This is a genomic window from Actinomadura sp. NAK00032 (assembly GCF_013364275.1).
GTDB lineage: Bacteria > Actinomycetota > Actinomycetes > Streptosporangiales > Streptosporangiaceae > Spirillospora.
This window is the reverse complement of the sequence record NZ_CP054932.1, coordinates 3,924,729-3,951,369: the sequence shown is the minus strand read 5'-3', so window position 1 is coordinate 3,951,369 and position 26,641 is coordinate 3,924,729. Positions and strand designations below refer to the sequence as shown.

18 protein-coding genes and 3 rRNA genes are annotated in these 26,641 nt (G+C 70.4%); 7 read left to right on the top strand and 14 right to left on the bottom strand.

Features of this window, described 5'->3' with window-relative positions:
• Positions 1-78: 78 nt before the first annotated feature.
• The 7 genes from HUT06_RS18430 to HUT06_RS18400 form a co-directional block, all read right to left on the bottom strand.
• Positions 79-2,031 carry an aconitate hydratase gene (locus HUT06_RS18430; RefSeq protein WP_176196869.1) on the bottom strand — a complete coding sequence of 651 codons (1,953 nt, stop codon included), beginning with the start codon at positions 2,029-2,031 and terminating at the stop codon, positions 79-81.
• A 4-nt stretch (positions 2,032-2,035) separates the two neighbouring features.
• Complete coding sequence (locus HUT06_RS18425; RefSeq protein ID WP_176196868.1) at positions 2,036-3,592, bottom strand: FAD-dependent monooxygenase; 1,557 nt, start codon at positions 3,590-3,592, stop codon at positions 2,036-2,038.
• Between the two features lie 120 nt (positions 3,593-3,712).
• Complete coding sequence (locus HUT06_RS18420; protein ID WP_176196867.1) at positions 3,713-5,314, bottom strand: acyl--CoA ligase family protein; 1,602 nt, start codon at positions 5,312-5,314, stop codon at positions 3,713-3,715.
• Positions 5,315-5,393: 79 nt separating this feature from the next.
• Positions 5,394-6,257, bottom strand: coding sequence for a hypothetical protein (locus tag HUT06_RS18415; protein ID WP_176196866.1), 864 nt, complete (start codon positions 6,255-6,257; stop codon positions 5,394-5,396).
• Positions 6,258-6,307: 50 nt separating this feature from the next.
• On the bottom strand, positions 6,308-7,462 hold the full coding sequence (locus HUT06_RS18410; RefSeq protein WP_254715253.1) for a cytochrome P450: 1,155 nt from the start codon (positions 7,460-7,462) through the stop codon (positions 6,308-6,310).
• Positions 7,463-7,514: 52 nt separating this feature from the next.
• A complete protein-coding gene (gene murA / locus HUT06_RS18405) occupies positions 7,515-8,816 on the bottom strand; it encodes a UDP-N-acetylglucosamine 1-carboxyvinyltransferase (protein ID WP_176196865.1) in 1,302 nt (433 codons plus the stop codon).
• 209 nt (positions 8,817-9,025) lie between these two features.
• The gene (locus tag HUT06_RS18400) at positions 9,026-9,415 is read right to left on the bottom strand and encodes a nuclear transport factor 2 family protein (protein WP_176196864.1); all 390 of its coding nucleotides are present in this window, start codon (positions 9,413-9,415) and stop codon (positions 9,026-9,028) included.
• 87 nt (positions 9,416-9,502) lie between these two features.
• Between HUT06_RS18400 and HUT06_RS18395 the strand changes: the two genes are divergently transcribed.
• From HUT06_RS18395 to HUT06_RS18385, 3 genes are all read left to right on the top strand, one after another.
• On the top strand, positions 9,503-10,276 hold the full coding sequence (locus tag HUT06_RS18395) for a helix-turn-helix domain-containing protein (protein ID WP_176196863.1): 774 nt from the start codon (positions 9,503-9,505) through the stop codon (positions 10,274-10,276).
• Positions 10,273-10,641, top strand: a complete 369-nt coding sequence (locus tag HUT06_RS18390) for a phosphotransferase (protein WP_176196862.1) — start codon at positions 10,273-10,275, stop codon at positions 10,639-10,641. Before HUT06_RS18395 ends, HUT06_RS18390 begins: the two co-directional genes overlap by 4 nt.
• A gap of 117 nt (positions 10,642-10,758) precedes the next feature.
• Complete coding sequence (locus HUT06_RS18385; protein ID WP_176196861.1) at positions 10,759-11,259, top strand: tetratricopeptide repeat protein; 501 nt, start codon at positions 10,759-10,761, stop codon at positions 11,257-11,259.
• Here HUT06_RS18385 and HUT06_RS18380 read toward each other — a convergent pair.
• Positions 11,256-13,754, bottom strand: coding sequence for a hypothetical protein (locus HUT06_RS18380; protein ID WP_176196860.1), 2,499 nt, complete (start codon positions 13,752-13,754; stop codon positions 11,256-11,258). The genes HUT06_RS18385 and HUT06_RS18380 overlap by 4 nt on opposite strands.
• Before the next feature lie 41 nt (positions 13,755-13,795).
• Between HUT06_RS18380 and HUT06_RS18375 the strand changes: the two genes are divergently transcribed.
• Both HUT06_RS18375 and HUT06_RS18370 read left to right on the top strand, forming a co-directional pair.
• Entirely contained in the window at positions 13,796-14,722 is a 927-nt protein-coding gene (locus tag HUT06_RS18375; RefSeq protein WP_176196859.1) for a hypothetical protein, read from the top strand.
• A 244-nt stretch (positions 14,723-14,966) separates the two neighbouring features.
• Positions 14,967-15,449, top strand: a complete 483-nt coding sequence (locus HUT06_RS18370) for an alpha/beta hydrolase (RefSeq protein WP_176196858.1) — start codon at positions 14,967-14,969, stop codon at positions 15,447-15,449.
• A gap of 453 nt (positions 15,450-15,902) precedes the next feature.
• On the opposite strand, the gene HUT06_RS18365 is transcribed toward HUT06_RS18370, so the two are convergent.
• From HUT06_RS18365 to HUT06_RS18350, 4 genes are all read right to left on the bottom strand, one after another.
• Entirely contained in the window at positions 15,903-16,988 is a 1,086-nt protein-coding gene (locus tag HUT06_RS18365; RefSeq protein WP_176196857.1) for a DUF6461 domain-containing protein, read from the bottom strand.
• 215 nt (positions 16,989-17,203) lie between these two features.
• Positions 17,204-17,320: ribosomal RNA gene (gene rrf, locus HUT06_RS18360) — 5S ribosomal RNA — on the bottom strand.
• A 157-nt stretch (positions 17,321-17,477) separates the two neighbouring features.
• Positions 17,478-20,581 (bottom strand): 23S ribosomal RNA (locus HUT06_RS18355).
• 403 nt (positions 20,582-20,984) lie between these two features.
• Positions 20,985-22,503, bottom strand: a 16S ribosomal RNA gene (locus HUT06_RS18350).
• Together the 16S, 23S and 5S rRNA genes form the textbook arrangement of a ribosomal RNA operon.
• Before the next feature lie 880 nt (positions 22,504-23,383).
• Between HUT06_RS18350 and HUT06_RS18345 the strand changes: the two genes are divergently transcribed.
• Positions 23,384-24,151 (top strand): hypothetical protein, encoded by a 768-nt coding sequence (locus HUT06_RS18345; protein WP_176196856.1) that lies wholly within the window; start codon positions 23,384-23,386, stop codon positions 24,149-24,151.
• On the opposite strand, the gene HUT06_RS18340 is transcribed toward HUT06_RS18345, so the two are convergent.
• Positions 24,089-24,940, bottom strand: coding sequence for a putative RNA methyltransferase (locus HUT06_RS18340; protein ID WP_254715252.1), 852 nt, complete (start codon positions 24,938-24,940; stop codon positions 24,089-24,091). The genes HUT06_RS18345 and HUT06_RS18340 overlap by 63 nt on opposite strands.
• 132 nt (positions 24,941-25,072) lie before the next feature.
• A complete protein-coding gene (trxA, locus tag HUT06_RS18335; protein ID WP_176196855.1) occupies positions 25,073-25,426 on the bottom strand; it encodes a thioredoxin in 354 nt (117 codons plus the stop codon).
• 130 nt (positions 25,427-25,556) lie between these two features.
• Between trxA and HUT06_RS18330 the strand changes: the two genes are divergently transcribed.
• Positions 25,557-26,579 carry an RNA polymerase sigma factor RpoD/SigA gene (locus HUT06_RS18330; RefSeq protein WP_254715251.1) on the top strand — a complete coding sequence of 341 codons (1,023 nt, stop codon included), beginning with the start codon at positions 25,557-25,559 and terminating at the stop codon, positions 26,577-26,579.
• The last annotated feature ends 62 nt before the right edge of the window (positions 26,580-26,641 follow it).

Sequence of the window (26,641 nt, the reverse complement as noted above, 5' to 3'; positions counted from 1 at the left end):
CAGCGGAGTGGAGGACGACCGTTAGTACGCCCCGGGGGTGTGGGGGTCGCCCCCCACGCCGCTACGCACGGCGTCAGGTCAGGTGGGGCGGGTGCGGAGGAGGGGGATCTGGCCGCCGGCGGCTACCAGGTCTCGCTGGCGCGGGGACAGGCGGTGCCGTGCCCGGTACGTCTCGTTGCGGGTGGTGTTGCGGACGTCGATCTCGGTCCCGGCCTTCAGGGCGTCCCGGATGTTCTCCATGCGCAGCACGTCGCCCTGCTCCACGCGGTCGTAGTCGTCCTCGGCGGTGAATTCGAGGGGCAGGATCCCGAAGTTGACGAGGTTCTGCCAGTGGATCCGCGCGTACCCGCGGGCCAGGACGAGCCGCAGGCCGAGGTGGCGGGGCGCGATGGCGGCGTGCTCGCGGGACGAGCCCTGGCCGTAGTTGCGGCCGCCGACGACGGCGTGCGGGCCGGTCTCGCGGGCGCGGGCCGGGTAGTCCTCGTCGAGCTGGACGAAGGTGAAGTCGGCGAGCCGCGCGATGTCGCTGCGGAACGGCAGGGCCCGCGCGCCCGCGGGCAGGATCTCGTCGGTGGAGACGTCGTCGCCGACCTTGATGGCGACGGGGATCTCCAGTTCGTCCGGGAGCGGGTCCAGTTCCGGCAGGACGCCGATGCTCGGCGCCTTCTCCAGTTCGACGCGGCGGGCCTCGTCCGCGGGCGGCGGCCCTTCGAGCATGTCGCGGTTGACGCTGGAGGCGGCCGGGAGGCGGACGGCCGGCGGGTCCATGCCGAGGTCGCGCGGGTCGGTGATCCGGCCGGTGAGCGCGGCGGCCGCGGCGGTCTCCGGCGAGCACAGCCAGACCAGGTCGTCCTTGGTGCCGGAGCGGCCGGGGAAGTTGCGCGGCATGGTCCGCAGGCTGTTGCGGCCGATCGCGGGCGCCTGCCCCATGCCGATGCAGCCCATGCAGCCGGTCTGGTGGATGCGGGCGCCGGCCTGGACGAGGTCGGCGGTCGCGCCCATCCTGGTGAGGTCGACGAGGATCTGCCGGGACGTCGGGTTCACGTCCAGCGACACCCGCGGATGCACCTGGCGGCCCTTCACGATGGCCGCGACGGACGCGAAGTCGCGCAGCCCGGGGTTCGCCGACGAGCCGATGACGACCTGGTGGACCTCCTCCCCCGCGGCCTCCCGCACCGGGACGACGTCGCCGGGCGAACTGGGGCGGGCGATCAGCGGCTCCAGCGCGGACAGGTCGATCTCCTCGGTGACGTCGTAGGACGCGTCCGGGTCGGCGGTGAGCTCGGTGAAGTCGTCCTCGCGGTCCTCGGCGCGCAGGAACGCGCGGACCTGCCCGTCGGCCGGGAACACCGTCGTCGTCGCGCCCAGTTCGGCGCCCATGTTGGCGATGACGTGCCGGTCCATCGCGGTCAGCGCGGCGAGGCCGGGCCCGTGGTACTCGATGATCCGGTTGACGCCGCCGCGCACCCCGTGCCGGCGCAGCATCTCCAGGATCACGTCCTTGGCGCTGCACCAGGGCGGCAGCTCGCCGGTCAGCCGGACGCCCCAGATCTCCGGCATCGTCACGTGCAGCGGCTCCCCCGCCATCGCCATCGCGACCTCCAGCCCGCCGACGCCGATCGCCAGCATGCCGAGCGAACCCGCCGCGCAGGTGTGGGAGTCGGAGCCGACCATCGTGGCGCCGGGCACGCCGAAGCGCTGCATGTGCGTCGGGTGCGACACGCCGTTGCCGGGCTTGGAGTACCAGAGCCCGTACCGGCGGGCGGCGGACCGCAGGAAGATGTGGTCGGCCATGTTCCGCTCGTCGGCCTGCAGCAGGTTGTGGTCGACATATTGGACGGACACGTCCGTGCGGACCCGGTCCAGGTCGAGCGCCTCCAGCTCCAGCATCACCAGCGTGCCGGTCGCGTCCTGGGTGAGCGTCTGGTCGACGCGGATCCCGATCTCGGCGCCCGGCCGCATCTCACCGCTCACCAGATGCGAGGCGATCAGTTTGCGGGCGGCGTTACGGCCCCCCGTGCCGTCTGCCATGCTCTCAGCTCCTCTGCTCCGTGCCGTCGCCCGGGACGCTCCCGATCCGGCGGTGTTCGTGGACGGCGCGGTCGGCGGGCGGCCCGCACCAGTGGCCCAGCGCGTCGCGGATCTCGGCGGCGCGCCGGTCCGGGGCGGTCTCGTCGGTGGCCCAGGCGATGTAGCCGTCCGGCCGCACCAGCGCGGTCGTGCGGGTGGCGCCGCCGGCGAGCGCGCAGTGCACCCGGCCCGCCCACCGCTTCGTCGCCAGGTAGGTGACGGCGGGGTCGTTCGCGGCGACGACGAGGACGAACCTCCCGTCGCCGAGCAGCTCGTGCAGCCGGGGCGGGCCGCCCGCCAGCGGGACGTCGGGGGCGCGGCGGCCGGCGAGCCGGTGGGATCCGCGCGGCGCCGGGTAGGCGATGTCGATGCCGGAGACGGCGCCCGCCAGCCGCCGCGCCACCGGCCGGGCGTGCGTCGCCGCCCAGGCCGCGGCGCCGCGGGCCGCGCGCAGCCAGCGCGGCTCGGCGAGCGCGAACCGCAGCAGCGCGCCGCTGCCCCGCAGGACCTGCCGCCCGACCGGGTGCCGCTCCTCGTGGTAGCTGTCGAGCAGCCACGACGGCGCCCATCCGCGCAGTTCGGCGGCGAGCTTCCAGCCGAGGTTCGCCGCGTCCTGGATCCCGGTGTTCATGCCCTGCCCGCCCGCCGGGGAGTGGACGTGCGCGGCGTCGCCGGCGAGGAACACCCGCCCGACCCGGTACCTCGGGACCTGCCGCTCGTCGCTGTGGAACCGGGACGTCCAGCGCGGGTCGCGCATGCCGTGGTCGGTGCCGAGCGCGCGGCGGACGACCTCGCGCAGCTCGGCCATGTCGACGGGCTCGGAGTCGGGCGCCTGGTGCCGCCGGTTCCAGGCGATCACCCGGTACCAGCCGTCGCCGAACGGGGCGATGAACGCGAACGCGTCGCCGACGGCGCCGACGGTCAGGGTGGCGGCGGGCGCCTCGTCCAGCCGGACGTCGGCGAGCATCACCGAGCGCACCGCCGCGCGGCCGGGGAACGGCAGCCCGAGCTCGTGCCGGACGGTGCTGCGGACCCCGTCGGCGCCCACCACGTAGGAGGCGCGGCGGGCCGAGGTCGCGCCGCCGGCGGTCCGGACCTCGACGTCCACGCCGGCGGCGTCCTGGCGGAGCCCGGTGACCTCGGCGCCGTGCACGACCTCCGCGCCCGCCGCCAGCGCCCGCTCCCTCAGGACGCGTTCGGTCTCGTACTGCGGGACGACGAGGACGAACGGGAAGCGGCCCGGCAGCCGCGAGAGGTCGAGGGCGGTCGCGCCGAGCAGCCGCAGCGCGCCGACCCGCGTGCCCGCGGCGATCAGGCCGGCGGCGGCGCCGCGCGCGTCCAGGGTCTCCAGGGTGCGGGCGTGCACGGCGAACGCCCGCGTCAGGCCGCTCGTCTCCTCGGCGCGGCGTTCCAGCACCGTGCAGCCGATGCCCGCCGCGGCCAGGTCCCCCGCCAGCAGGAGCCCGGTCGGGCCCGCCCCCACGATCAGCACGTTCCCGGTCGGCCTCCCGGTGGGCGCCATCACGCTCCCCTCTCGACGAACGGCCGGCGGCCCGGCCCCCGCGCAGGGAACACTTCCCACGAACGGCCCGTCCTCACCCCGGCGGGAGGCCCGATGCGGCAGGGGTTCCCGGCTTGTGGATCAGCCCTGGACGCGGGTGTCCCGCCCGGCCCACTCCCGCTCCCGGAGCTGGAACTTCTGGATCTTGCCGGTGGACGTCTTCGGCAGTTCGGCGACGAACTCCACCGCGTCGGGCGCCTTGTACCGGGCGAGGTCCGCCCGGACGTGCTCGATCAGCTCGTCCCCGGTCGCGGCGTGCCCGTCGCGGAGCACGACGAACGCCTTGGGCCGCTCGCCCCACGTGTCGTCGGGCACGGCGACGACGGCGACCTCCAGCACGGCCGGGTGCGAGTCGATGGCCCGCTCGACCTCGACCGTCGAGATGTTCTCGCCGCCGGAGATGATGATGTCCTTGGACCGGTCGCGCAGCTCGACGTAGCCGTCCGGGTGGCGGACGCCGAGGTCGCCGGAGTGGAACCAGCCGCCGCGGAACGCGTGCGCGGTGGCCTCCTCGTCGCGGTGGTAGCCCTTCATGACGTTGTTGCCGCGCATGACGATCTCGCCGAGCGTCTCCCCGTCGGCGGGGACGTCGCGCATGGCGTCGTCGACGACGCGCAGCCCGTCCGTCTGGACCATGCCGACGCCCTGCCGGGCCAGCAGCCGGGCCCGGTCGCCGGCGGGAAGGCCCGGCCAGCCGGGCTGCGGCTCGCACACCGAGTACGGCCCGTAGGTCTCGGTGAGCCCGTAGACGTGCACGATGCGCGCGCCGAGCCGCTCCATCTGCCCGATGATCGTCGGGCTCGGCGGGGCGCCCGCCGTCGTGACCGTCAGCGGCCGCTCCAGCGGGTGCGCCCGCGCCGCGTTCGCGATCGCGACCAGCACCGTCGGGGCGCCGTTGAGGTGGGTGACGCCTTCGGCGTCGATGAGCCGCCACACCTCGCCGGCGTCGACGGCGCGCAGGCACACCTGCGTCCCGCCGATCGCGGCGAGCGCCCACGGCGTGCACCAGCCGTTGCAGTGGAACATCGGCAGCGTCCACAGGTAGACGCTGCCGGGCGTGTGGCAGGAGTGCAGGACTTCGCCGAGCGCGTTCAGGTAGGCGCCGCGATGGGTGTAGACGACGCCTTTGGGACGTCCCGTGGTGCCGGAGGTGTAGTTGATCGAGATGGCGGCGTTCTCGTCGTGGACGTCCCCGGGCAGCGGGTCGTCGGAGCCGCGTGCCAGCAGGTCGGCGTAGGCGGTGCCGCCGACCGCCGGGTCGGCGTCCGCGCCCGCCGCCGGGACCGTGACGACCGGCGGCAGGCCGTCCGCGACCGGCGCGATCGACGGGTGCAGGGCCGCGTCCACGACCAGGGCCTTCGCTCCCGAGTGGTCGAGGATGTAGCGGATCTCCGCGGGCGCGAGCCGCGTGTTGATCGCGACGAGCACGGCCCCGGCCAGCGGCACGGCGAAGTGGGCGACGAGCAGCTCGGGGACGTTGGGCGCCAGGTAGGCGACGCGGTCGCCGGGTCCGATGCCGGACGCCCGCAGCGCGTGCGCCAGCCGCGTCGCCTCGGCGGCGAACTCGGCGTAGGTGGCGCGGCGGTCCCCGTGGACGTAGGCGGTCTTGCCGGGGAACACCTCCGCCGACCTGTTGAGGAACGCGAGCGGGGTGAGCGCCGTGTAGCCCGGGCCGTTGTCCATCGGGAGCCTCCGGTGCCGTCTGCTGGGCGTCCGGCGCCGCAGCGCGGATGGGACCCTTCATGGTCCCACGGCGGCGGGCTCAGCCCACGGCGGCGCGGGTCAGGATGGAGACGGCCTTGACGGTCTGATGGCCCCGCCATTCCAGCCCGGCGGCCGGCGAGTAGCTGGCGAAGTCGACGCGCCAGCCGCCGTCGTCCTGCTGCTCCTCGTCGAGGCGCCGCAGCTCGGCCCGCACGACCTCGTCCTTGAACAGCGCCCTGACGGGGCGTCCGGGATAGGGCGCGAAGTCGAGGGGCCGCATCATCTCGTCCTCCAAGCCGCCCTGGACGTGCACGCAGCCGCTCTCCGGAATGTGCGCGCCGAGCGCCGCGATGATCTCGGTGTCCTCGACGGCGTCGGCGAGCCAGAGCGCGAACGCCAGCTCCAGCGCGTGCAGTTCGTCCTTCGCCCGGACGGTGTCGAGGCAGTAGCGGGTCGCGCGCTCCAGCCACGGATGCCCGGCGACGGCCTCGTCGTGGACGCCGACGCGGTGCGCCATCGCGGCGACCACGGCGGTGATCTGCAGCGAGGACGACCCGGTGTCGGCGCCCGCCCAGAACGGAGCGGACCCGGCCGGGTCGGGCATGGGCAGCGCGAACGGGACGCCGCCGTCCGGCAGCGCGACCGACTCCAGCCAGTCGCAGAGCGCGGCGGCCTCCGGCGCCGTGGCGGGGGCCAGTTCCTCGAAGACCTCGAAGGCGTGCAGGGCCGGGCCCGGCTGGCTCGTCCGGGACCGCAGGTCGGGTTCCAGCCCGCGCCCGTAGCCGCCGTCGGGGTTCCGGTAGGCGTTCAGCGCGGACAGCAGCGCGTCCCGGTCGCCGTCCCCCGCCAGCACCTCGAAGCGGCGCCGGTCGAGCAGGCGCGCGTGCGTGGCCATGAAGTCGGATGCCTTGTCGATGTCCATGGCTCCAGCCTGGCCGCCGGCACCCGCGCCCGTCTTGCAGGATTCGGTCATCACCAGGTAACGACCAGCTCCTTCGGGGAACGGTGGATCAGGCTCGGCTCCATCTCGGCCGGTTCCGCGAGCCGCAGCCCCGGCAGCTCCCGGGCCAGCGTCTCCAGGGTGATCCGGACCTGCGCGCGGGCGAGGTGGGCGCCGGGGCACGCGTGCGCGCCGTGCCCGAACGCCAGGTGCCGCGCGGGTGCGCGGGTGATGTCGAACTCGTCGGGCCGCTCGTGGGCGTCCGGGTCGCGTCCGGCGGCCCCGAACGCGACGAAGACCTCCGCGCCCGCGGGCAGTTCCGTCCCGGCCGGCGCCACGGGCCGCGTCGCGACCCGGCGCAACCCCTGGATCGCCGTGTCGTAGCGCGCCGCCTCCTCCACGGCCGCCGGGGCCAGCTCGGGCCGCGCGCACAGCAGCTCCCACTGCTCCCGGTCGCGGAGCAGGTGCAGCACCGCCGTGCCGATCAGCGCGGTCGTCGTCAGGTGCCCGGCGAGCATCAGGTTCTGCAGATTGGAGACGAGCGTGCCGTGCGGCTCGATCCCCCGGACCATCTCACCGCACAGGCCGTCGGCGCCGGCGCTGCCGCGGGCGTGGGCGTCCAGGAGCCGCTTCATCCCCGCGACGGCCCGCGCCGCCGCGACCTGCTCGGCCGTGCTCATCCGCCGGAACACCAGGTCCTCGGCGCGGTGGCTGCCCTCGATCAGGTCGGGCACGTCCGCCGGGTCGAGGCCGAGGAGGTGCCCGATGACCTCCCCCGGCAGGACGCGGGCGCACCGTCCCATCAGCTCGACCCGGTGGTCACCGGCGAACGAGGCGACCAGCTCCTCGGCTCGCCGGGTGATGAACGGGATGGCCGCCTCGACCCGCTTGGGCGACAGCCCGCGGCTGAGCGGCTCGCGGACGCGCCGGTGGTCGTCGCCGTCGGCCGTGAGCACCACCGGACGTCCCGCCGGGACCGAGCGCAGCACCTCGACCGCCTCCGGGCCCGGCACCACGTCCGGCTTCAGCGCGTTCGCCGACGAGAACGCCTCCGGGTCCCGCAGGACCGCGCGCGCGTCGGCGTGCCGGGCGACGAGCCAGGCGTCCAGCTCGGGCACGAAGGTCAGGCCCGGCGCCTCCCGGGCCCGCGCGTAGCAGGGATAGGGGTCGCTCCGGTCGAAATCCACGCTCGTCCCTCCGCAGATGACCAGGCCAACCTAGTGGCCCGGAGCGGGGCCGCTAGCCCTCGCGCAGCGCGAGGCCCAGCGCCTTGAACTGCTCGACGGGGCGGTGGTAGCCGCGCTCGATGTGGTGGACGCCCCGCAAAGTGGACGGCCCCTCCGCGACGGCCGCCGCCAGCACCGCCGAGAACCCGGCCCGGATGTCGGGCATCGTCACGTCCCCGCCGCGGAGCTTGGTGACGCCCCGCACCACGGCCGAGTGCAGCGCCGCCGTGTCGTGGTACCGGCAGGCGGGCCCGCCCAGGCAGGTGTCGTAGACCTCGATCTCCGCGCCCATGCTCTGCAGCGCCGGCACGTACGCGAGCCGGTTCTCGTACACGGTCTCGTGCAGCACCGACATTCCCTCGGCCTGCGTGAAGAGCACCATCAGCGGCGTCTGCCAGTCCGTCGCGAACCCCGGATGGGTGTCGGTCTGCACGGCCGCGGGGCTCAGCCCGTCCGGCGCGGACGCCATGATCCAGTCATCGGTGATCTCGAACTCGGCGCCCATCCGGGCCAGCGTCGTGATCGCGGTGACGAGCCGGTCCTGCGGGCAGCCGTGCACCCGCACCTCTCCCCCGGTCACCAGCCCGGCCACCAGGTAGGAGAACGCCTCGATGCGGTCGCCGTCCAGCCGCGTCTGCGCCCCGCTCAGCCGCTCGACGCCCTCCACCACGATCCGCCGGTCGGGGGCGAACGAGATGCGCGCGCCCATCCGCTGCAGGAACAGCGCCAGCTCGATGATCTCCGGCTCGGTCGCCGCGTTGCGGATGACGGTCTTGCCCTCGGCCCGCACCGCCGCCAGCAGCACCGTCTCGGTGGCGCCGACGCTCGGGTACGGGAGCTCGACACGCGTCCCGACCAGGCGCGACGCCCGCGCGTGGATACCGTCGGCCTCGTGCGTCACCTCGGCCCCGAACGCCCGGAGCGCGTCCACGTGGAAGTCGACCGGCCGCCGCCCGATCGGGTCGCCGCCGACCAGCGGCACGAACGCCTCGCCCGCCAGGTGCAGCAGCGGCCCCAGCATCAGGATCGGGATGCGGTTCAGCCCGGTGAACGCCTTGCCGACGCTCGGGTCCGCCACCGGACCCGGCACCACCGTGACGTCCCCGCCGGAGCGCTCCACCGACATCCCGATGTGCTCCAGCATGCCCGCGGTGATGCCGACCTCGCCGACGTCCGGCGCGTTGCCGATCGTGCTCGGCGTCTCGCCCAGCATCGCCGCGACCATGTGCTTGCTGACCGCGTTCTTCGCCCCGCGCACGGTGACGTCCCCGCGCAGCGGCCCCGACGGCTCGATCTGCCAAAGCTTCTCAGTCACCCGAGCAGCCTACGGCGTCTCCACCGCCCTCCCGTCGGGCGCGGCGAGAACCGGCCGGGCGTCCGGACGCCGGCCGCCCCCGGCCCGGAGCCGACGGGCTGCTCGCCGTGGTGTTCGGCACCGGGATGGGGCTGGCCTTCAGCGCGGCGGGTCTCAGGGCGGTCTTCCTGGACCGCCCCGGATCCGCCGCGACCATCGGCGCCGTCGCGCTAGTTCGCGCCGGGCTCCCACCAGCTCAGGTTGGCGGCGGCCCGGGCCACCGGCTCGATGATCTCCCACGCCTCGGCGATCAGGCCGCCGTCGACGCGCAGGATGTCGACGATCGCGACCTCCGGGCCGCCGCCGGGAAGGCGGCGCCGGGAGTACATGACGACGTGGTCGCCGTCGGCGAGCACGTGCTGGATCTCGACCTGCATGCCGGCGAGCGGGACGAGTGCGGCGCGCACGTTGGCGAGCCATTCGTTCTTGGTGGACGTCGTCGCGTCGGGCCGGTGGTGGACGAAGTCGTCGCTCAGGAACGCGCCGAAGGCTTCGACGTCGCCCGTCCCGATGAGTTCTCCCAATGCCCGCTGAACGAGGTCCTTGTTCGCTGTGGTCATGGACGGAGTGTTTCGGCGGTTCGCGGCGCTTGTCGATGAACTCCCATTTCATGGCGTCCGGCGCCACGCTGAGTACTCTCGATCACCGTGGACACGTTCGGGGACCTCCTGCGCCGGTGGCGGCACCACCGGCGGATCAGCCAGCTCGACCTCGCGATCGCCGCCGACGTCTCGGCCCGCCATGTCAGCCTGGTCGAGACGGGCAGGTCGAACCCGAGCGCCGCCATGGTCCTGCGGCTCGCCGAGCATCTCGACGTGCCGCTGCGCGAGCGCAACCGGCTGCTGCTCGCTGCCGGCTTCGCCCCCCGGTACCCCGAACGGCCGCTCGGCGGCGACGCCCTGCCCGCGGCGCGGGACGCGGTCGCCAGGGTGCTCAAGGCCCACGAGCCGTATCCGGCGCTGGTCTTCGACCGCCGCTGGAACATCCTGATGACCAACCGCGCCGTCGAACCGTTCTTCGCGACCGTCCACCCCGACCTCCTGCGGCCCCCGGTCAACCTGATCCGGCTCGGCCTCGACCCGCGCGGGTTCGCCCCGCTGGTCGCCAACCTGGGCGATGTGCGCGCGATCTTCCGCGCCAGGATCCTCCGCCAGCTGGCGAAGGCCCCCGACCCCGAGCTCACCGCGCTCTACGAGGAGCTGCTCGCCCCCGGCGACCCGACCGGCGCCTCGGCCGACGCCGACGTGGTGATCCCGATGATCATCCGCATCGGCGGCCGGGAGGTGCGGCTCTTCTCGACGATCACCACGTTCGGCACGCCGCTGGACATCACGCTGGACGAGATCGCCATCGAGTCCTACTACCCCGTGGACGCCGAGAGCGCCGAATACTTCACCTCGCCCACGGCGGCGGCCGGATGACCGGGGAGCAGCCGCCCGCCGAGGCCTGGGCCGACGAGGCGGCCGGCGACACCGCCGCCGCGAACGAGGCCCACGTCCTCGAAGTCCTGGCCGGCCTGGACGGTTGGGCCCCGCGCCTCATCGCCGCCGACCCGCACGGAGCATGCTCCGGACGGCCCGCGGTCCTGATCACCCGGCTCCCCGGCCGCGCGGACATCACGTCCGCCGATCCGCGCGCCGCCGCCGTCCAGCAGGGCCGGGTCCTCGCCCGTCTCCACGCCGTCCCCACAGCGCGGCTCACCGGCTTCCGCGACGGCATGGCCGCCGCCTCGGCCTCGGTGGCCGCGCCGGTGCAGATGTGTGGGTTGGCACCGACGCGACCATGATCCCGACCAGTGTCGAGCGGTCCAATTGTGCCGCATCGCAGGTTGCAGCACCGTTGCGACCCTAGCGATCAAGGCCGCCGCACCGGCCGGCGGCCCCGTCCCCCTATCCTCACAGGCATGATCACCCCGGATTGGGAGCGGCGGATCGCCGAACTCTGGGCCGCGTTCGACGACCACGAGCCCGCCGACTTCCTCGCGAAGGTCGAGGCGCTGGCCGGCGAGCTGCCGCCCGGCGACGCCGTCGCCGAGTTCGAACTGGCGTCCGCGCACGACTCGATCGGCCACGAGGCGGAGGCCGCCGTCCACTACGAGCGGGCGTTCGCCGCCGGGCTGGACGGGAAGCGCCGGCGCGAGGCGGCCGTCCAGTACGCCAGCACGCTCCGCAACCTCGGCCGGGCCGAGGAGAGCGCCGCCCTCCTGACCGCCGAGCGCGACGCCGGCTCCGACGCCCTCGACGACGCCGTGACCGCGTTCCTGGCGCTGGCCCTCACCGACCTCGGCCGCGAGAGGGAGGCGGTGGCGCTCGCCCTCGGCGCGCTTTCCCGCCACCTCCCCCAGTACAGCCGCTCGCTCGCCGACTATGCGAAGGCCCTCATGCCGGACGAGGCCGCCGGCTAGCTCCCCGTTCCGGCGGACGCCTTGGCGCGGACGTCCCGCCGGGCCCGTGCCAGCAGCCGGTCGGGGTCGTCCGCGTACGCCCATGCGCGGCCGGGAGCCTTGGTACGGCCCGCCTGGACGAAATGCCGCCGGGCCCGGTCGTGGTCACCGGCCCGGTAGAACACCGCCCCGAAGAAGTGATGGGCCTCCAGGTTCCGGGGATGCGGGCGCTCGCCCGACTGCCACCGGTCGGCGGCCTCCACCAGGGCGGCGTGCACCGAGGGGCGCGCCAGGTAGCCGTTCAGGTCGTCCCAGGTGCCGATCTCGCCGCCGATCTCCAGGTGGGCGACCGCGAGCACCGCGGTGACCGGGTCCCCGGGCTCGGCCGCGGCGGTGGCCGTCTCGGCGAAGTCGAGCACTTCGGCGTCCGAACCCCACCACTTCCTGCAGAGCACCTGGGAGCGGGAGATGTGGCCCGCGTAGAGGAACGGGTTTCGCGCGATGAGCTCCCGCCAGACGCGGTCCAGCTCGTCCCGTCCGAGCTGCATGCCGAGCCCGTGCCACTGGAGCCTGTCCCAGGGGACGGGGTCGGCGGGCAGCAGCTCGGCGGCGCGGTGGAGCGGGGGCCCCGCCAGGGCGAGCATCCGCCAGAACCGGCCGAACCGGTCCGCATCGACGTATACGGCACGGCAGGCGCTGCGCGCTTTCCACGCCTCGCCGACGCGGGTCGCGCCGAGCCACAGGCACAGGTCCGGGTCGGCGGGGTCGGCCGCGGCCAGCTCCGCCAGCCGCGCGCCCTGCCCGAGCGCGGCGTCGGTGAGGCTCTCCACGTAGAGGCTGCGGGTCTCGGCGTCGTCGCGGGTGCCGGCCAGCAGTTCCCGTCCCGCGCGCAGGTCGCCGCCGCGCACCCGCGGCAGCGTCGCCGCGAGTGCCTCGTCCCGCCAGGCGGGCTCGCGCCGCCGCGCCCTGGCCTTGGCGGGAAGCCCGAAGAGGGCGGCCACCGCACCGGCCCGCGCCGTGCCGCCGGCGTCCGGCTCGGCCACCGGCGCCGTGCCGATGCGGGGCGGGATGCGCTCGGCGGGACGCTCGGGCATGGGCACGACCGCCTCGGCGGGGGCGTACCGGTCGATGTCGGCGACCGCGTCGGAGCCGGCGTTCCAGAGGTTCGGCTCGACCCCGACCATCATTCCGTCCAGGCCGACCAGCACGCGTTGCCCGTCCGGCCAGGCGAGCACGGCGGCGCACTGATCGAAGCGGACGGTGGCCATGGCCGGGCCGGTCAGCGAGGTGACCCCGTCCCTGCCGACGATCAGCCCGCGCTGAGCCTCGTCGGGGCGGGTGTGGATCCGGCCCTCGACCGCGACCGCCGAGGCGACCGGTGCCGCGGCGAACCGCGCGCCCTGCGGCTCCTCGCCTTCCGGAAGCATCAGCAGCGCGGTGTCCAGCATGGTCCTGCCGACCTCCTGGACGTCCTCCGGCCCGAGCTCGTCCAGCGCGGCGAAGGTCTCTTCCAGCGCGAGCGGCGGAGCCCCCGTCAACTCGGCCAGGCACGAGGCCATCGCCGGCGAGGCGCGGGCCTCGTCAGAGGCCACGCCGGCGCGTCGCGCCGCCACCACTTCGGCCAGTTCGGCCGCGTCCACCGGCTCGGCGGCGAGGCGTTCGATCTCCGCGCGGAAACGCTCCGCCAGTTCCGGACGCGCCTCCGCGAGCCCGTCGGCGAACGCGAGGATCTCCGCGGTGTCGCCGGGGCGCGGCGAGAAGTCGACGCTCGTCGTGTAGCTCAGCGCGTTCTCCCGCCGCAGCACGCGGTGGAGACGGCGGCCGAGGACGTCGACGTAGACCCCGGCGGCGGCGCTCTGGGGCACGATGCCGGTCAGCGCGACGCCGTTGACGTCGGTGTTGAAATAGGCGGGCGTCCGGGGCAGCGCGCTGGTCGGTTCCGGGCACGGTCGCCGCTCCCCCGCGGGAAGCGGCAGCGTGAGCCCTTCCGGCGGAGGGCCGCCGATGAGCACCAGTGCCGCGTTGTTCCTGGTGAACCAGCGCGCCGTCCATTCTTCGACGTCATCGGAGGTGACGGCTGCGAGACCGTGCTCGGGATAGGCGGGCAGGCCAAAGGTGGCCGCGCCGTAACGCCACACCAGCAATCGGCCCACCATGCCAGCGTCGCGCCCCTCGGCCTCCGTCCGCAGGATGTTCTTCTCCGCTTCGAGGCGTTCCATGGGGGGCGCGCCCAGCGAATGGCACACCGCCGTCAGAAAGTCGGCGACTTTCTCCGGCTCCCCATGGGTGACGAACATGGTGGTGTCGGCACCGACGACGCCATTGTGGTGATATTCGGTATCGCCGAGGGCGTGCAGCACCAGATGCTCCACCAGGTGGCTGAGGCCGCCCCTCGACAGGGACTCGTCGGCCCTTCCCACACGGAACACCAGCGCCGCGCGATAGCCGTCATCGGCCGGCGCGCCCTCGCTCCAGAACACGGGCACGCCGTCGATCTCGGTCCGCGTCACGTCCACATGATCTCCCTTTCCCAGCCGCAAGATCGTACAATTCGCGGGTGCCAAAGAAGGTGACATATCGGTATCGGGTGCCGTTCGCCACGTCCTGGCGTTCCTACCTGGTCCCGGTCGGGCCGCTGGCCCTGCTCGTCCTGCTCACCGTGCTGTTCTGGGGAACGCACCACGCGCTGCTCACCGCGAGCACGGTCGACGCCGTCCGGCCCGGAAGCGTGCCCGGCGACTCCCGCGCCGTCCTCTGGGTGGACGAGGGCCTGCGCTACCGGATCCACATCGTGACGTCCGCCGACGACCCCGGCTCCTGCACGCTGGTCGGGCGGAACGGCACCTACCCGGTGACCCTGGACCGGGCCCGGCACGGCGGCGACGCGGCGGAGATCAAGGGGTACCGATGGGTCGGGGCGTTCCGGGCACCCGCCACCGACTACGTCGCGGTCGACTGCGACCAGTACAGCGAGGCGCTCCGCGTCAAGGTGGACGCGCCCGGAGCGGGCCTGCTGGTGGCGCTGCTCGTGCTGTGGCCGCTGGTCCTCATCTGGACGGTGGCCAAGCTCTGGCGGATCCGGCGGCAGAGCGCGCGTCGCACGCTCACCCGGCGCCCGCCCGACCCGCCGGCGCGCGCGGCGCCCGCCGCCCTCGCCGCGGGCGACCGGGCCCAGACCACGGTGTACTTCCGCAACGGCACCTTCGCCCCCGCTGGAACCCGCGAGCCGGATCCGGCGGCGGTCTTCGCCCGGGAACGGCTCACGGCCCCGCGCGACCCGGACGACTTCCGGACCGCCCCCGCCGACGACGGCGGCAGGCTGGTCGTCTTCCCCGACCTCGCCGTGTACCTCACCCCGGCCGAGATCAAGCACGCCGGAGCGGCCGATCTCGGCCGCCAGGCCCTCGCGAAGATCCGGCTGGACGCCCGTACTCCCGAGGTGGCGCGCGTCCACGCGCCCGAGGACATCACCGCCGGCGCCTGACCCGCCGCGGGTACCCGGCCCGCCGCGGGCCGGCCGAATCGTTGGAGTCGCGCAGGACCGCGGACTGGACCCGCGGACCGGTGGACGTACCGGGATCGGTGCAACACATGCCGGTCACCGGCGACGAGCCCACGGACCGCCGGCATGTCCGCGTGTCCGTTCCGCCTCCCGCCCTGCGCGGACGCGGACCAGCCGGTCGCCGTGATGTACCTCCTCGGCGAGACCCCGTACGGGACAGGCGGCGGTGCTCGACTTGATCCGCCACGTGATCGCGCCGTTCGCGGAGTCGGCTCATCCGCTCGATCCCGCTGATCGAGGACTCGGGGGCTTCTCCCTCGGCAGCCTGCTCACCTGCTGGGTCCTGACGCGCCGCCCGGAGGGCTTCCGCCGGTTCCTGGCGGTCAGCCCGTCGCTCTGGTGGGACGACCATCTGCTGCTCGACGCGCAGCGCGCCCCTGTCGCAGACCGGGCGACCGGCGACGTGTACCTGGCCGTGGGCGAACGGGAGAACAGCCCGGACCGCGGCTGGCCCGTCCTGCCCACCGCGATACGGGAATCCTTGGCCGGGCTCGACATGGTCGCCGACCTGGCACGCTTCACCGCCCGGCTGCACACGCACCCGGCCTTCAGGATCCGCAGCGAGGTCATCCCGGACCAACAGCATGCCATCGTATGGCCGGCAGCCGTGACTCGTGGCCTCGTCCACCTCGACCGCACCGAACCCTGACCCCGGCCCGACGACGCGCCGGGCCGTCCCTCTGCAAACGAGCCTTCGCACGGTCGGCCGTCGCTACCGACTTCCTAGACATCCGCACCCGATACACCTCCATCACCCTCGGCGCTGCGGGACGCGACGGGCAGGCCCCGATCGCTGCTCGGCGGTGTCTGCCCGGCAGCGTCGTCGCCGCCGCCCTGGCCCGCCTCGCGGTAGACGGCGGAAGCCCACCATGCGTACAGACCTCTAGTCGTGCTCCGAGGTACGCGACCAATCGGGGTCAGGCTTCTCCAGTGACGAGTTCCGCCCACGCGGCCTGGTCGGTGCCATGCGAAGCGCGCTGCCACTCAAGAGCGGGTCGGATGCGGCGGCCGGCTGAGCACCCCACCCGGGAGCGTTCGCCGTCGCGCTGCGGGCATCGGCCCCGTTGTCGCGGCGACGGCCGGGGGTAGGCGTCAGGTCGGATCAGGTAAGGCGCGCGTCGCCTCGGAGTTCGTGCAGGATGGCGCTCTGCTGGGCGGGGTCGCGGAGGCTGGGCGGGCCCTGCGTGAGCGGGTGGAGGACGGCACGGGCGGCGGCATGCGGCTCCGGCCACAGCGCGGCCCGCAACACACCCGCGAACCAGCCCAGCATGTAGGCATCCGTGCGTTCATCGTCCGTCATGTTGCCGCGGTCGAACGAGGCGTTGAGCGATCGGCCCGCCTGATGTGCCCGCTTCAGCCAGGACCGGACGTGCACCCCGAGCTCGGAGGTGGGCGAGACCTTGACCGTCTCGCCTCGCTCGGCCGCGGCGACCGCCTCGGCCAGACCGGGGGTCCCGTCGAGGTGGAGGACGGACGCCAGGCGCTCCGTCTCCCGAGCGGCGACGGAGCGGAGCACGTGCGGCGGCGCGGCGGCGAGAGCCGCGATCATTTCGGGGTCTGCGGGCCCGTGGCCGAGCCAGGGTTCGGCGGCGCTGAACCACGGTTCGATCTCGGCGGACATGAGCCGCCCGGACAGGGTGTCCCGATGCTGGAGCACGCCGGTGATCAAACCCGCGAGAAGGAGGGCCGGGACGTGAGGATCCGACACGAAGTCCTCTTCGTCATCGAGGTCCGGGTCCAGGCCCGCCGTGCGCATCTTCCCCACCAGGCGGTCGGGCTCGCTGCCCCAGCGCCGGCCAGGCCAGGTGGGCTCGAATCCGGTGACCAGCGTCCCGTCGACGGCGTAGCCGAAGCCGTGGTCGGCGTAGTCGTGCCGCCGCACCGACACGGCCTCGGTGCCCAGGGACAGCGCCCTGAGCAGCTCGATGAGCGCTCCCTGGTAGCCGCCAGGCTCGATCAGCACCGTCCAACCACCGAGATCCAGGGCGAACGCGACGTTGGCGTAACCGGCCTCGTAGGAGTCGTACATCTCGCTCGCCTCCTGCTGGGTACGCGGACGAAACGTGTCCTGAAGGCCGCCCAGGCGCAACAACGCCTCGGTTTCCCCGACTCCCTTGATGAAGGTGAAGCAGTAGATCTCGTTGAACGACTCGGCCCACTTGACGTCGTCGTACGAGACGTTGAGCATGGCTCCTCCGAAAAGGTCGGCGACACGGCCCGTAGATCACCGCAGCGCCCAGCACTGTGCGGGATCTCTGTGACGCCATCCTCCTGCGAGCCACTGACAAAAGCGGTCCTCGCGATCACGTTCCGGCAGCGCCGTGCCCACTCGGCCGACCTTGAGATGGCCGCCAGAAATGAGAAAGGCCCCGCCGGTAACGGCGGGGCCTTCCTGCAATATGTGTCCGGCGGCGTCCTACTCTCCCACACAGTCTCCCATGCAGTACCATCGGCGCTGAAGGGCTTAACTTCCGGGTTCGGGATGGGACCGGGTGTTTCCCCTTCGCCAAAACCACCGAACGTCTCAACGCACCACCCGCACACGGGTAGGCAAATCAACGTCCAAGCCGGCAGGCTCGGAATACTTCAATTATGTGCTGCGGTTCCAGGTTGTTTCCTGAGAACCACACAGGGACGCGAACAAACTCGTAGCAGCGACTCGCTTTGAACGTTCAGTGTGTTCAAGCCACTCGGCCTATTAGTACCGGTCGACTCCACACGTTACCGCGCTTCCATCTCCGGCCTATCAACCCGGTCGTCTACCGGGGGCCTTACACCCACAAAAGGGTGGGAGAACTCATCTCGAGGAAGGCTTCCCGCTTAGATGCTTTCAGCGGTTATCCCGACCGAACGTAGCCAACCAGCCGTGCCCCTGGCGGGACAACTGGCACACCAGAGGTCCGTCCGTCCCGGTCCTCTCGTACTAGGGACAGACCCTCACAATTCTCCTACGCGCGCAGCGGATAGGGACCGAACTGTCTCGCGACGTTCTAAACCCAGCTCGCGTGCCGCTTTAATGGGCGAACAGCCCAACCCTTGGGACCTACTCCAGCCCCAGGATGCGACGAGCCGACATCGAGGTGCCAAACCATCCCGTCGATATGGACTCTTGGGGAAGATCAGCCTGTTATCCCCGGGGTACCTTTTAGCCGTTGAGCGACACCACTTCCACACGTAGGTGCCGGATCACTAGGCCCTGCTTTCGCACCTGCTCGACACGTCCGTCTCACAGTCAAGCTCCCTTGTGCCCTTACACTCGCCACCTGATTGCCAACCAGGCTGAGGGAACCTTTGGGCGCCTCCGTTACACTTTAGGAGGCAACCGCCCCAGTTAAACTACCCACCAGGCACTGTCCCCCACCCGGATACACGGGTGCGGGTTAGACGCTCAAAACGACCAGAGTGGTATTTCACCAACGACTCCACCGACACTGGCGTGCCGGCTTCACAGTCTCCCACCTATCCTACACAAGACGCTCCAAGCGCCAATGCCAAGCTATAGTGAAGGTCCCGGGGTCTTTCCGTCCTGCTGCGCGAAACGAGCATCTTTACTCGTACTGCAATTTCGCCGGGCCTGTGGTTGAGACAGCGGGGAAGTCGTTACGCCATTCGTGCAGGTCGGAACTTACCCGACAAGGAATTTCGCTACCTTAGGATGGTTATAGTTACCACCGCCGTTTACCGGCGCTTAGATTCTCAGCTTCGACCCCCGAAGAGATCTAACCGGTCCTCTTAACGTTCCGGCACCGGGCAGGCGTCAGTCCGTATACAGCGTCTTACGACTTCGCACGGACCTGTGTTTTTAGTAAACAGTCGCTTCCCCCTGGCCTCTGCGACCCCACCCAGCTCCGGAAGCACGTTCCTTCACCGGACGAGGCCCCCCTTCTCCCAAAGTTACGGGGGCAATTTGCCGAGTTCCTTAACCACAGTTCACCCGATCGCCTTGGTATTCTCTACCTGACCACCTGAGTCGGTTTAGGGTACGGGCCGCCAGTACACTCGCTAGAGGCTTTTCTCGACAGCATGGGATCACTCACTTCACCTAAAACGGCTCGGCATCAGCTCTCAGGATTCACGAGAGACGGATTTACCTGTCTCTCTCCCTACAGCCTTACCCCGGGACAACCATCGCCCGGGCTGAGCTACCCTCCTGCGTCACCCCATCACTCACCTACTACCCCCTCGGGTCGACCGCTAGGCCCAGAAGAAGCCCGAAGGCCCCAACCAGGATTCGGGGTCTTAGCATCAGAGGGTTCAGCGTTGGCGCATACCAGCGGGTACGGGAATATCAACCCGTTGTCCATCGACTACGCCTGTCGGCCTCGCCTTAGGTCCCGACTTACCCTGGGCGGATTAGCCTGCCCCAGGAACCCTTGGTCATCCGGCGCACACGTTTCTCACGTGTGACTCGCTACTCATGCCTGCATTCTCACTCCCGCAGCCTCCACCACTCGATCACTCGGCGGCTTCACCGGCTACAGGACGCTCCCCTACCCATCAACACAAACGTGTCAATGCCACGGCTTCGGCGGTGTGCTTGAGCCCCGCTACATTGTCGGCGCGGAATCACTTGACCAGTGAGCTATTACGCACTCTTTCAAGGATGGCTGCTTCTAAGCCAACCTCCTGGTTGTCACAGCAACTCCACATCCTTTCCCACTTAGCACACGCTTAGGGGCCTTAGCCGATGATCTGGGCTGTTTCCCTCTCGACTACGAAGCTTATCCCCCGCAGTCTCACTGCCACGCTCTCACTTACCGGCATTCGGAGTTTGGCTGACGTCAGTAACCTTGTAGGGCCCATCAGCCATCCAGTAGCTCTACCTCCGGCAAGAAACACGCGACGCTGCACCTAAATGCATTTCGGGGAGAACCAGCTATCACGGAGTTTGATTGGCCTTTCACCCCTAACCACAGGTCATCCCCCAGGTTTTCAACCCTGGTGGGTTCGGGCCTCCACACCGTCTTACCGGCGCTTCACCCTGCCCATGGCTAGATCACCCCGCTTCGGGTCTACAGCATGCGACTCAAACGCCCTATTCAGACTCGCTTTCGCTACGGCTACCCGCCACCGGTTAACCTCGCCACACACCATAACTCGCAGGCTCATTCTTCAAAAGGCACGCCATCACGAACAGGAGCAAGCCCCTGAGGACGCTCTGACGGCTTGTAGGCACACGGTTTCAGGTACTATTTCACGACCCCTCACCGGGGCACTTTTCACCTTTCCCTCACGGTACTGGTCCGCTATCGGTCACCAGGAAGTAGTCAGCCTTACCACGTGGTCGTGGCAGATTCACACGGGATTTCACGGGCCCCGTGCTACTCGGGAACACACCCAAGAGACACCGCAGTTTCGTCTACCGGACTCTCACCGTCTACGGTCGGCCTTCCCATGCCGTTCGACTACCACGATATTTTGTAACTCTTCGACCCAGCGGCAGCTAGATCAGGATGGTCCCACAACCCCGCACACGCAACACCTGCCGGCTATCACACGCGCACGGTTTAGGCTAATCCGCTTTCGCTCACCACTACTCACGGAATCACTATTGTTTTCTCTTCCTGCGGGTACTGAGATGTTTCACTTCCCCGCGTTCCCACCAACCTGCCTATACATTCAGCAGGCGGCGACACCCCATGACGGGTGCCAGGTTTCCCCATTCGGAAATCCCCGGATCAAAGTCTGGTTGCCGACTCCCCGAGGCATATCGCAGGCTCCCACGTCCTTCATCGGCTCCTGATGCCAAGGCATCCACCGTATGCCCTTAAAAACTTGAACACACAAAACGATCAAAACAAATCGCAGACAAGAACACGATCCAAAGACCGCATTCTCGCCAGAGATGCTCGCGTCCACTGTGCAGTTCTCAAAAAACAACCGGGCCCACCAGCGCCGCCACGCTCATTGCGAGCGAAGCGGCGTCTGGTCCCGCAGTCCGAGGTCACCGGGCAAAGCCCGTTTCCTCAGGACCCAACAGCGTGTCCAACCCCCCACCCACCCGAAACCGTCGTTCCCACTCCCCCGAAGGGGCGGTACTTGCCGGCTCACGCAGGCGGTGAGCTGAGTAGCCAGTGCTCCACATCTATGAGCAGCCACCTGACAGACACTCGCTGTCAACAGTAGCCACCGACCTGAGCCTTCCCCGAGAGGAAGCAGCCCCGGCCAGTTGTGTGCTCCTTAGAAAGGAGGTGATCCAGCCGCACCTTCCGGTACGGCTACCTTGTTACGACTTCGTCCCAATCGCCGGCCCCACCTTCGACCGCTCCCCCCATTGCTGGTTGGGCCACGGGCTTCGGGTGTTGCCGACTTTCGTGACGTGACGGGCGGTGTGTACAAGGCCCGGGAACGTATTCACCGCAGCGTTGCTGATCTGCGATTACTAGCGACTCCGACTTCACGAAGTCGAGTTGCAGACTTCGATCCGAACTGAGACCGGCTTTAAGGGATTCGCTCCACCTCACGGTATCGCAGCCCTCTGTACCGGCCATTGTAGCATGTTTGCAGCCCAAGACATAAGGGGCATGATGACTTGACGTCATCCCCACCTTCCTCCGAGTTGACCCCGGCGGTCTCCCATGAGTCCCCACCACTACGTGCTGGCAACATGGAACGAGGGTTGCGCTCGTTGCGGGACTTAACCCAACATCTCACGACACGAGCTGACGACAGCCATGCACCACCTGTCACCGGCCCAAAAAGGACCCCACATCTCTGCGGGATTTCCGGCGATGTCAAGCCTTGGTAAGGTTCTTCGCGTTGCGTCGAATTAAGCAACATGCTCCGCCGCTTGTGCGGGCCCCCGTCAATTCCTTTGAGTTTTAGCCTTGCGGCCGTACTCCCCAGGCGGGGCGCTTAATGCGTTAGCTACGGCGCGGAATCCGTGGAAGAACCCCACACCTAGCGCCCAACGTTTACGGCGTGGACTACCAGGGTATCTAATCCTGTTCGCTCCCCACGCTTTCGCTCCTCAGCGTCAGTACAGGCCCAGAGAACCGCCTTCGCCACCGGTGTTCCTCCCGATATCTGCGCATTTCACCGCTACACCGGGAATTCCATTCTCCCCTACCTGCCTCTAGTCTGCCCGTATCCACCGCAGACCCACGGTTAAGCCGTGGGCTTTCACGACAGACGCGACAAACCGCCTACGAGCTCTTTACGCCCAATAATTCCGGACAACGCTTGCGCCCTACGTATTACCGCGGCTGCTGGCACGTAGTTAGCCGGCGCTTCTTCTGCAGGTACCGTCACGTTAGCTTCGTCCCTGCTGAAAGAGGTTTACAACCCGAAGGCCGTCATCCCCCACGCGGCGTCGCTGCGTCAGGCTTCCGCCCATTGCGCAATATTCCCCACTGCTGCCTCCCGTAGGAGTCTGGGCCGTGTCTCAGTCCCAGTGTGACCGGTCGCCCTCTCAGGCCGGTTACCCGTCGTCGCCTTGGTAGGCCATCACCCCACCAACAAGCTGATAGGCCGCGAGCCCATCCCCAACCGAAAAACTTTCCACCGGCACTCCATGCGAAGGCCGGTCATATCCGGTATTAGACCCAGTTTCCCGGGCTTATCCCAGAGTCAGGGGCAGGTTGCTCACGTGTTACTCACCCGTTCGCCGCTCGAGTACCCCCGAAGGGGCCTTTCCGCTCGACTTGCATGTGTTAAGCACGCCGCCAGCGTTCGTCCTGAGCCAGGATCAAACTCTCCATTAAGGTCCAAACGACCAACCGGGGGGCGAACCCCAGCCGGCCAAACCTCGAAGAAAATCCCAGCAAAAGCACAACTCCGAAGAGTCGCGCATTGCCTCAAAGAAATCCCCACCATCAACCCGGAAGGGCTGACGGCGACGGGGCGACCCGGACTCCCCGAAGAGAGCACCGAGCCGATAAAGGCACTGGCTTTTAACACGCTGTTGAGTTCTCAAGAAACGGACACCCACCGCGCCGAACCCCGCTCTCGCGGACCCCGGCTCCGGGGCAACCCTTCTAACTTACCTGTTCCGCTCCCGCTGTCAAGTCGATCCGCGAAGATCTTTTTGACGGTCGGAGGCTTCCCAGTCCCCCCGCGGCGACGACTCACCCCCAGGCACTGAGCCTGGCGACGATCGATCCGTAGGAGTCGCCCTGCGGGCCGGCCACCTCGCGGCGTCCTGCATCCCTGTTGGGCTTTTCGGTATCCTACACCAGCCCGAGCGCCGCTCGAACCGATTTCGGAGGTCCCGTCCCCTGGGCCGGCCGCCTCGTCGACGTCCTGCATCCCATTTGGGGCTTCCACTCCAGAATAACCCAACTTGCGGCCGGATTATTCCTGGTGGCTCCCCGCGACCGGCCGCCTTGCGGCGTCCCGCGTCCCTCGGGGCACGGCAGACATTATGGTCCCCCGCATGCACCGTCAAATCGGAGCGCTCGGGTCCCGCACGGCTCTTGTCAGCCCGGCACACCATCACCCCCATTGACCTCGCCTTTCACGCACTACGTGCGCCGGGTCACAGTGGGGTAGCGTGCGCGGACAGCCTGCCTTGCGGACCTGCGGACCGGAGGCGGGCCTCGGCTCCCGGCACGAACAGTCCGCCGAGGTCAGGAGGATCACCTCGTGAATGTGCCCGTCGCCATCCGCGCTTCCGCGGAACGCCTCGTGGTCGCCGCGACGATGGGGCCGACCATCCATGACGTGCACGCCTGGCGGTTCAAGGTCGTTCCCGGATCGATCGAGCTGCACGCCGACCCGGACCGGTTCAAGTCGATGCACGACCCCGTAGGGCGGGGTCTCCACCTCAGCTCCGGCGCCGCGCTCGTCAACCTGCGTCTTGCCGCGGCCCAACTCGGATACGCGGCAGTGGTGCGGCTGCTGCCCGACCCCGGGCGGCCCTCGGTCCTCGCCTCGGTGCGCCTGGCCGGACGCCACCGCGTGACCCGCGCCGAACGACTCCTGTACGCGGCGACGTTGAAGCCCTTCCCCGGCAACCGTCCCGCATCAGGGCTCCGGCCACCCCTGGCCCTGGTCAACGAACTGGGCGAGGCGGCGCGCCTGGAAGGAGCGGGCCTTCATCCGCTTCCCGATGTCCCGGAGGCGAGGGGACGGCGCGCCGTCCTCACGACCCGTGGCGACTCCCCGGCCGAGTGGCTGCGCGCCGGCCAGGCACTCCAGCGCCTCCTGCTGAGCGGTGCGGCCCGGTCCGTCTCCGTCTCGTTCATGTACGAGGCGGTCGACATGCCGGAGGCCGAGGCCGGGGACGTGACGGAGCCCGGCGAAGTCCCCCAGGTGCTGCTCGAACTCACCCAGAGCGTGGACGCCCGCCTACACGAGCCGCCGGTACGTCGACAGGACGAAGGACAGCGGAGCGGTCAGCGGGTCCGGTAGCGGCCGCAGCCGATCGCGAAGCAGATCGGGCGGGACGTGGTGCGCGCTCGGCCCCATCCCGACCAGCGTGGTGATCTCGTCGTGGGTCAGGACGGCCTCGGTCTCGATCTCCTGGCGCGAATCGAACTTGAAGTAGCCCGCGAGCGCGGCGTCCATCCGCTCGGCCTTGCGCTTGTCGATCGTGAGGAGCCCGAGCGGCTCCACCAAGGTGGCGAGGTGCCGGGGCGACGGGGTCACGGTGAACAGGAGCCCGTCGTCGCGGAGCACGCGGTGGAACTCGGCCGCGTTGCGCGGCGCGAAGACGTTGACGACGGTGTCCGCCGCGCCGTCGCGCAGCGGGAGGGGGCGCCACAGGTCCGCGACTACGGCGCCCGCCCGGGCGTGGGCCTTGGCGGCGCGCCTGGCCGCGTGCTTGGAGATGTCCAGTGCGAGGCCGACCGCACCGGGCGCCCGGTCGAGGATCCGGCCCAGGTAGTACCCGGTGCCGGCGCCCGCGTCGACGACGAAGGACGGGGCCGCGCGGGACACCGCGAGGGCCAGGCGGTCGGCCGGCTCGGCGAAATGGCCCGCCTTCAGGAACGCGTCTCGCGCGCGGACCATCTCGGGGGTGTCGGCCGTGCCCGGACGGGCGTTGCCCGGCAGCAGGTTCGCGTACCCCTGCCGCGCGATGTCGAAGGTATGCCCGCCGGGGCAGGCAAGTCCGCGGCCGGCCAGTTCGAGGTCGGCTCCGCACACGGGGCACACCAGGCAAGCGACGACATCGGCGAGCATCCGTCCATCATCGTCCATGCCGGCCCGGAGTCGGGCGCCGCCGCCCCGTTCTTTGCCCTCGTGCCGCGCACTCGCCGTCCGGGCGTCGTCGGGCCGTCGGCTCGGCGCAACCCGCCGCGAGCGGCGCCCGGGGGCGCGCGGCGGGACGGCTCAGGACTCCGCGCGCCGGCGGACGTCCTCCATGTCGAGGCCGCGGACCTGCTCGATCACGTTCTCCAGCACCGGCTCGGGCACCGCGCCCGGCTCGGCGAACACGATGAGCCCGTCCCGGATCGCCATCAGCGTGGGAATGGACCGGATGCCGAACCGCTGCGACAGCTCCGCCTCGGCGTCGGTGTCGACCTTCCCGAACACGATGTCCGCGTGCTTGTCCGCCGACTTCTCGAAGACCGGCGCGAAGCGCTTGCACGGACCGCACCACTCGGCCCAGAAGTCGACGAGCACGATGCCCTCGGCCTGAGCCACCTCGTCGAAGTTGTCAGCGGTGAGTGTGACGGTCGCCATGTCGGTTTCTCCTCGATCGGGGTATCAGGTCGTAGAGCGGCTCACAGCCTCGCAGTATTCCCCACCCGGGAATCACAGAGCGGTAATTAGCGTTCTCCCCTTAGGGAGATCGCACCGGAGAAGGGTCAGGATGGCTGCAACCCGTACCAAGGGCGACAGGGTCGACGTCCCCGACAAGGATCTCGTCGGGGCGTACCTCGACCGGATCGGCCGTACCCCCCTGCTCGACGCGCAGGAGGAGGTCGATCTGGCCAAGGCGATCGAAGGGGGCCTGTACGCCGAGCAGCTCCTCGAGGACGGGAGGGTGCCCGCGGGCGCCACCCGCGAGGAGCTGGAGGAGCTGGCCGCGGCGGGGCTGCGCGCGAAGCAGCGTTTCGTCGAGGCCAACTTGCGGCTCGTGGTCTCGATCGCCCGGAAATACCCGACCGACTCGTTGCCCCTCATCGACCTCATTCAAGAGGGGAACCTGGGGCTGATGCGCGCGGTGGAGAAGTTCGACTACCGCCGGGGCTTCAAGTTCTCCACATATGCGACATGGTGGATCAGACAGGCGATCGGCCGCGGGCTCAGCCACACCGCCCGCACCATCCGGCTGCCGGTCCACGTCGAGGAGGAACTCTCCCGGCTGCGGCGCGCGGAGCGCCAGCTGGGCCGTGAACTCGGCAGGGAGCCGACCCGCGAGGAGCTCGCGGGGACCATCGGCGCCGACGCCGACCATGTGGACGAGCTGCTGCGCTGGCGGCGCGACCCGGCGAGCCTGGACGCGACCGTCGACGACGCCGGCGAGACGTCGATGGGCGACCTCCTGGAGGACCCGGAGGCCGTCACGCCGGAGGCGGAGATCCTCGCGCTGGACGACATCGAGGGCCTCGCGCGGCTGCTCGACCGGCTGCCGGAACGCGAGTCCGCGATCCTGCGCGCCAGGTTCGGGATGGACAGCGGCCAGCCGCTGTCCTACGCCCAGATCGGCGCCCGGTACGGCCTGAGCCACAACCGGGTGCGGCAGATCACCGACCGTTCGCTGCGGCGGCTGCGGCAGCTGGCGAACGAGACCGATCTGAGCGGCCGCAGGGCACTGGCCGGCGCACCGGGGGGAGCGGGCGCGTCCGACGCCCGCAGGGAGCCCGCGGCGGCCGGGAGCCGTGCCGCCTGACGGCACGCAAGCCCGAGCCACCGCGAACCGGGCGGCCCCGAGTGGGGCCCGCCCGGTTCGCC

What these genes read in the sequence shown, in the direction of transcription:
- HUT06_RS18390 (WP_176196862.1), top strand. Translation starts at nt 10,273, where the DNA reads ATGACCGGGGAGCAGCCGCCCGCCGAGGCCTGGGCCGACGAGGCGGCC.
- HUT06_RS18340 (WP_254715252.1), bottom strand. Translation starts at nt 24,940, where the DNA reads ATGGACGATGATGGACGGATGCTCGCCGATGTCGTCGCTTGCCTGGTG.
- HUT06_RS18365 (WP_176196857.1), bottom strand. Translation starts at nt 16,988, where the DNA reads ATGCTCAACGTCTCGTACGACGACGTCAAGTGGGCCGAGTCGTTCAAC.
- HUT06_RS18425 (WP_176196868.1), bottom strand. Translation starts at nt 3,592, where the DNA reads ATGGCGCCCACCGGGAGGCCGACCGGGAACGTGCTGATCGTGGGGGCG.
- trxA (WP_176196855.1), bottom strand. Translation starts at nt 25,426, where the DNA reads ATGGCGACCGTCACACTCACCGCTGACAACTTCGACGAGGTGGCTCAG.
- HUT06_RS18430 (WP_176196869.1), bottom strand. Translation starts at nt 2,031, where the DNA reads ATGGCAGACGGCACGGGGGGCCGTAACGCCGCCCGCAAACTGATCGCC.
- HUT06_RS18420 (WP_176196867.1), bottom strand. Translation starts at nt 5,314, where the DNA reads ATGGACAACGGCCCGGGCTACACGGCGCTCACCCCGCTCGCGTTCCTC.
- HUT06_RS18330 (WP_254715251.1), top strand. Translation starts at nt 25,557, where the DNA reads ATGGCTGCAACCCGTACCAAGGGCGACAGGGTCGACGTCCCCGACAAG.
- HUT06_RS18415 (WP_176196866.1), bottom strand. Translation starts at nt 6,257, where the DNA reads ATGGACATCGACAAGGCATCCGACTTCATGGCCACGCACGCGCGCCTG.
- HUT06_RS18385 (WP_176196861.1), top strand. Translation starts at nt 10,759, where the DNA reads ATGATCACCCCGGATTGGGAGCGGCGGATCGCCGAACTCTGGGCCGCG.
- HUT06_RS18400 (WP_176196864.1), bottom strand. Translation starts at nt 9,415, where the DNA reads ATGACCACAGCGAACAAGGACCTCGTTCAGCGGGCATTGGGAGAACTC.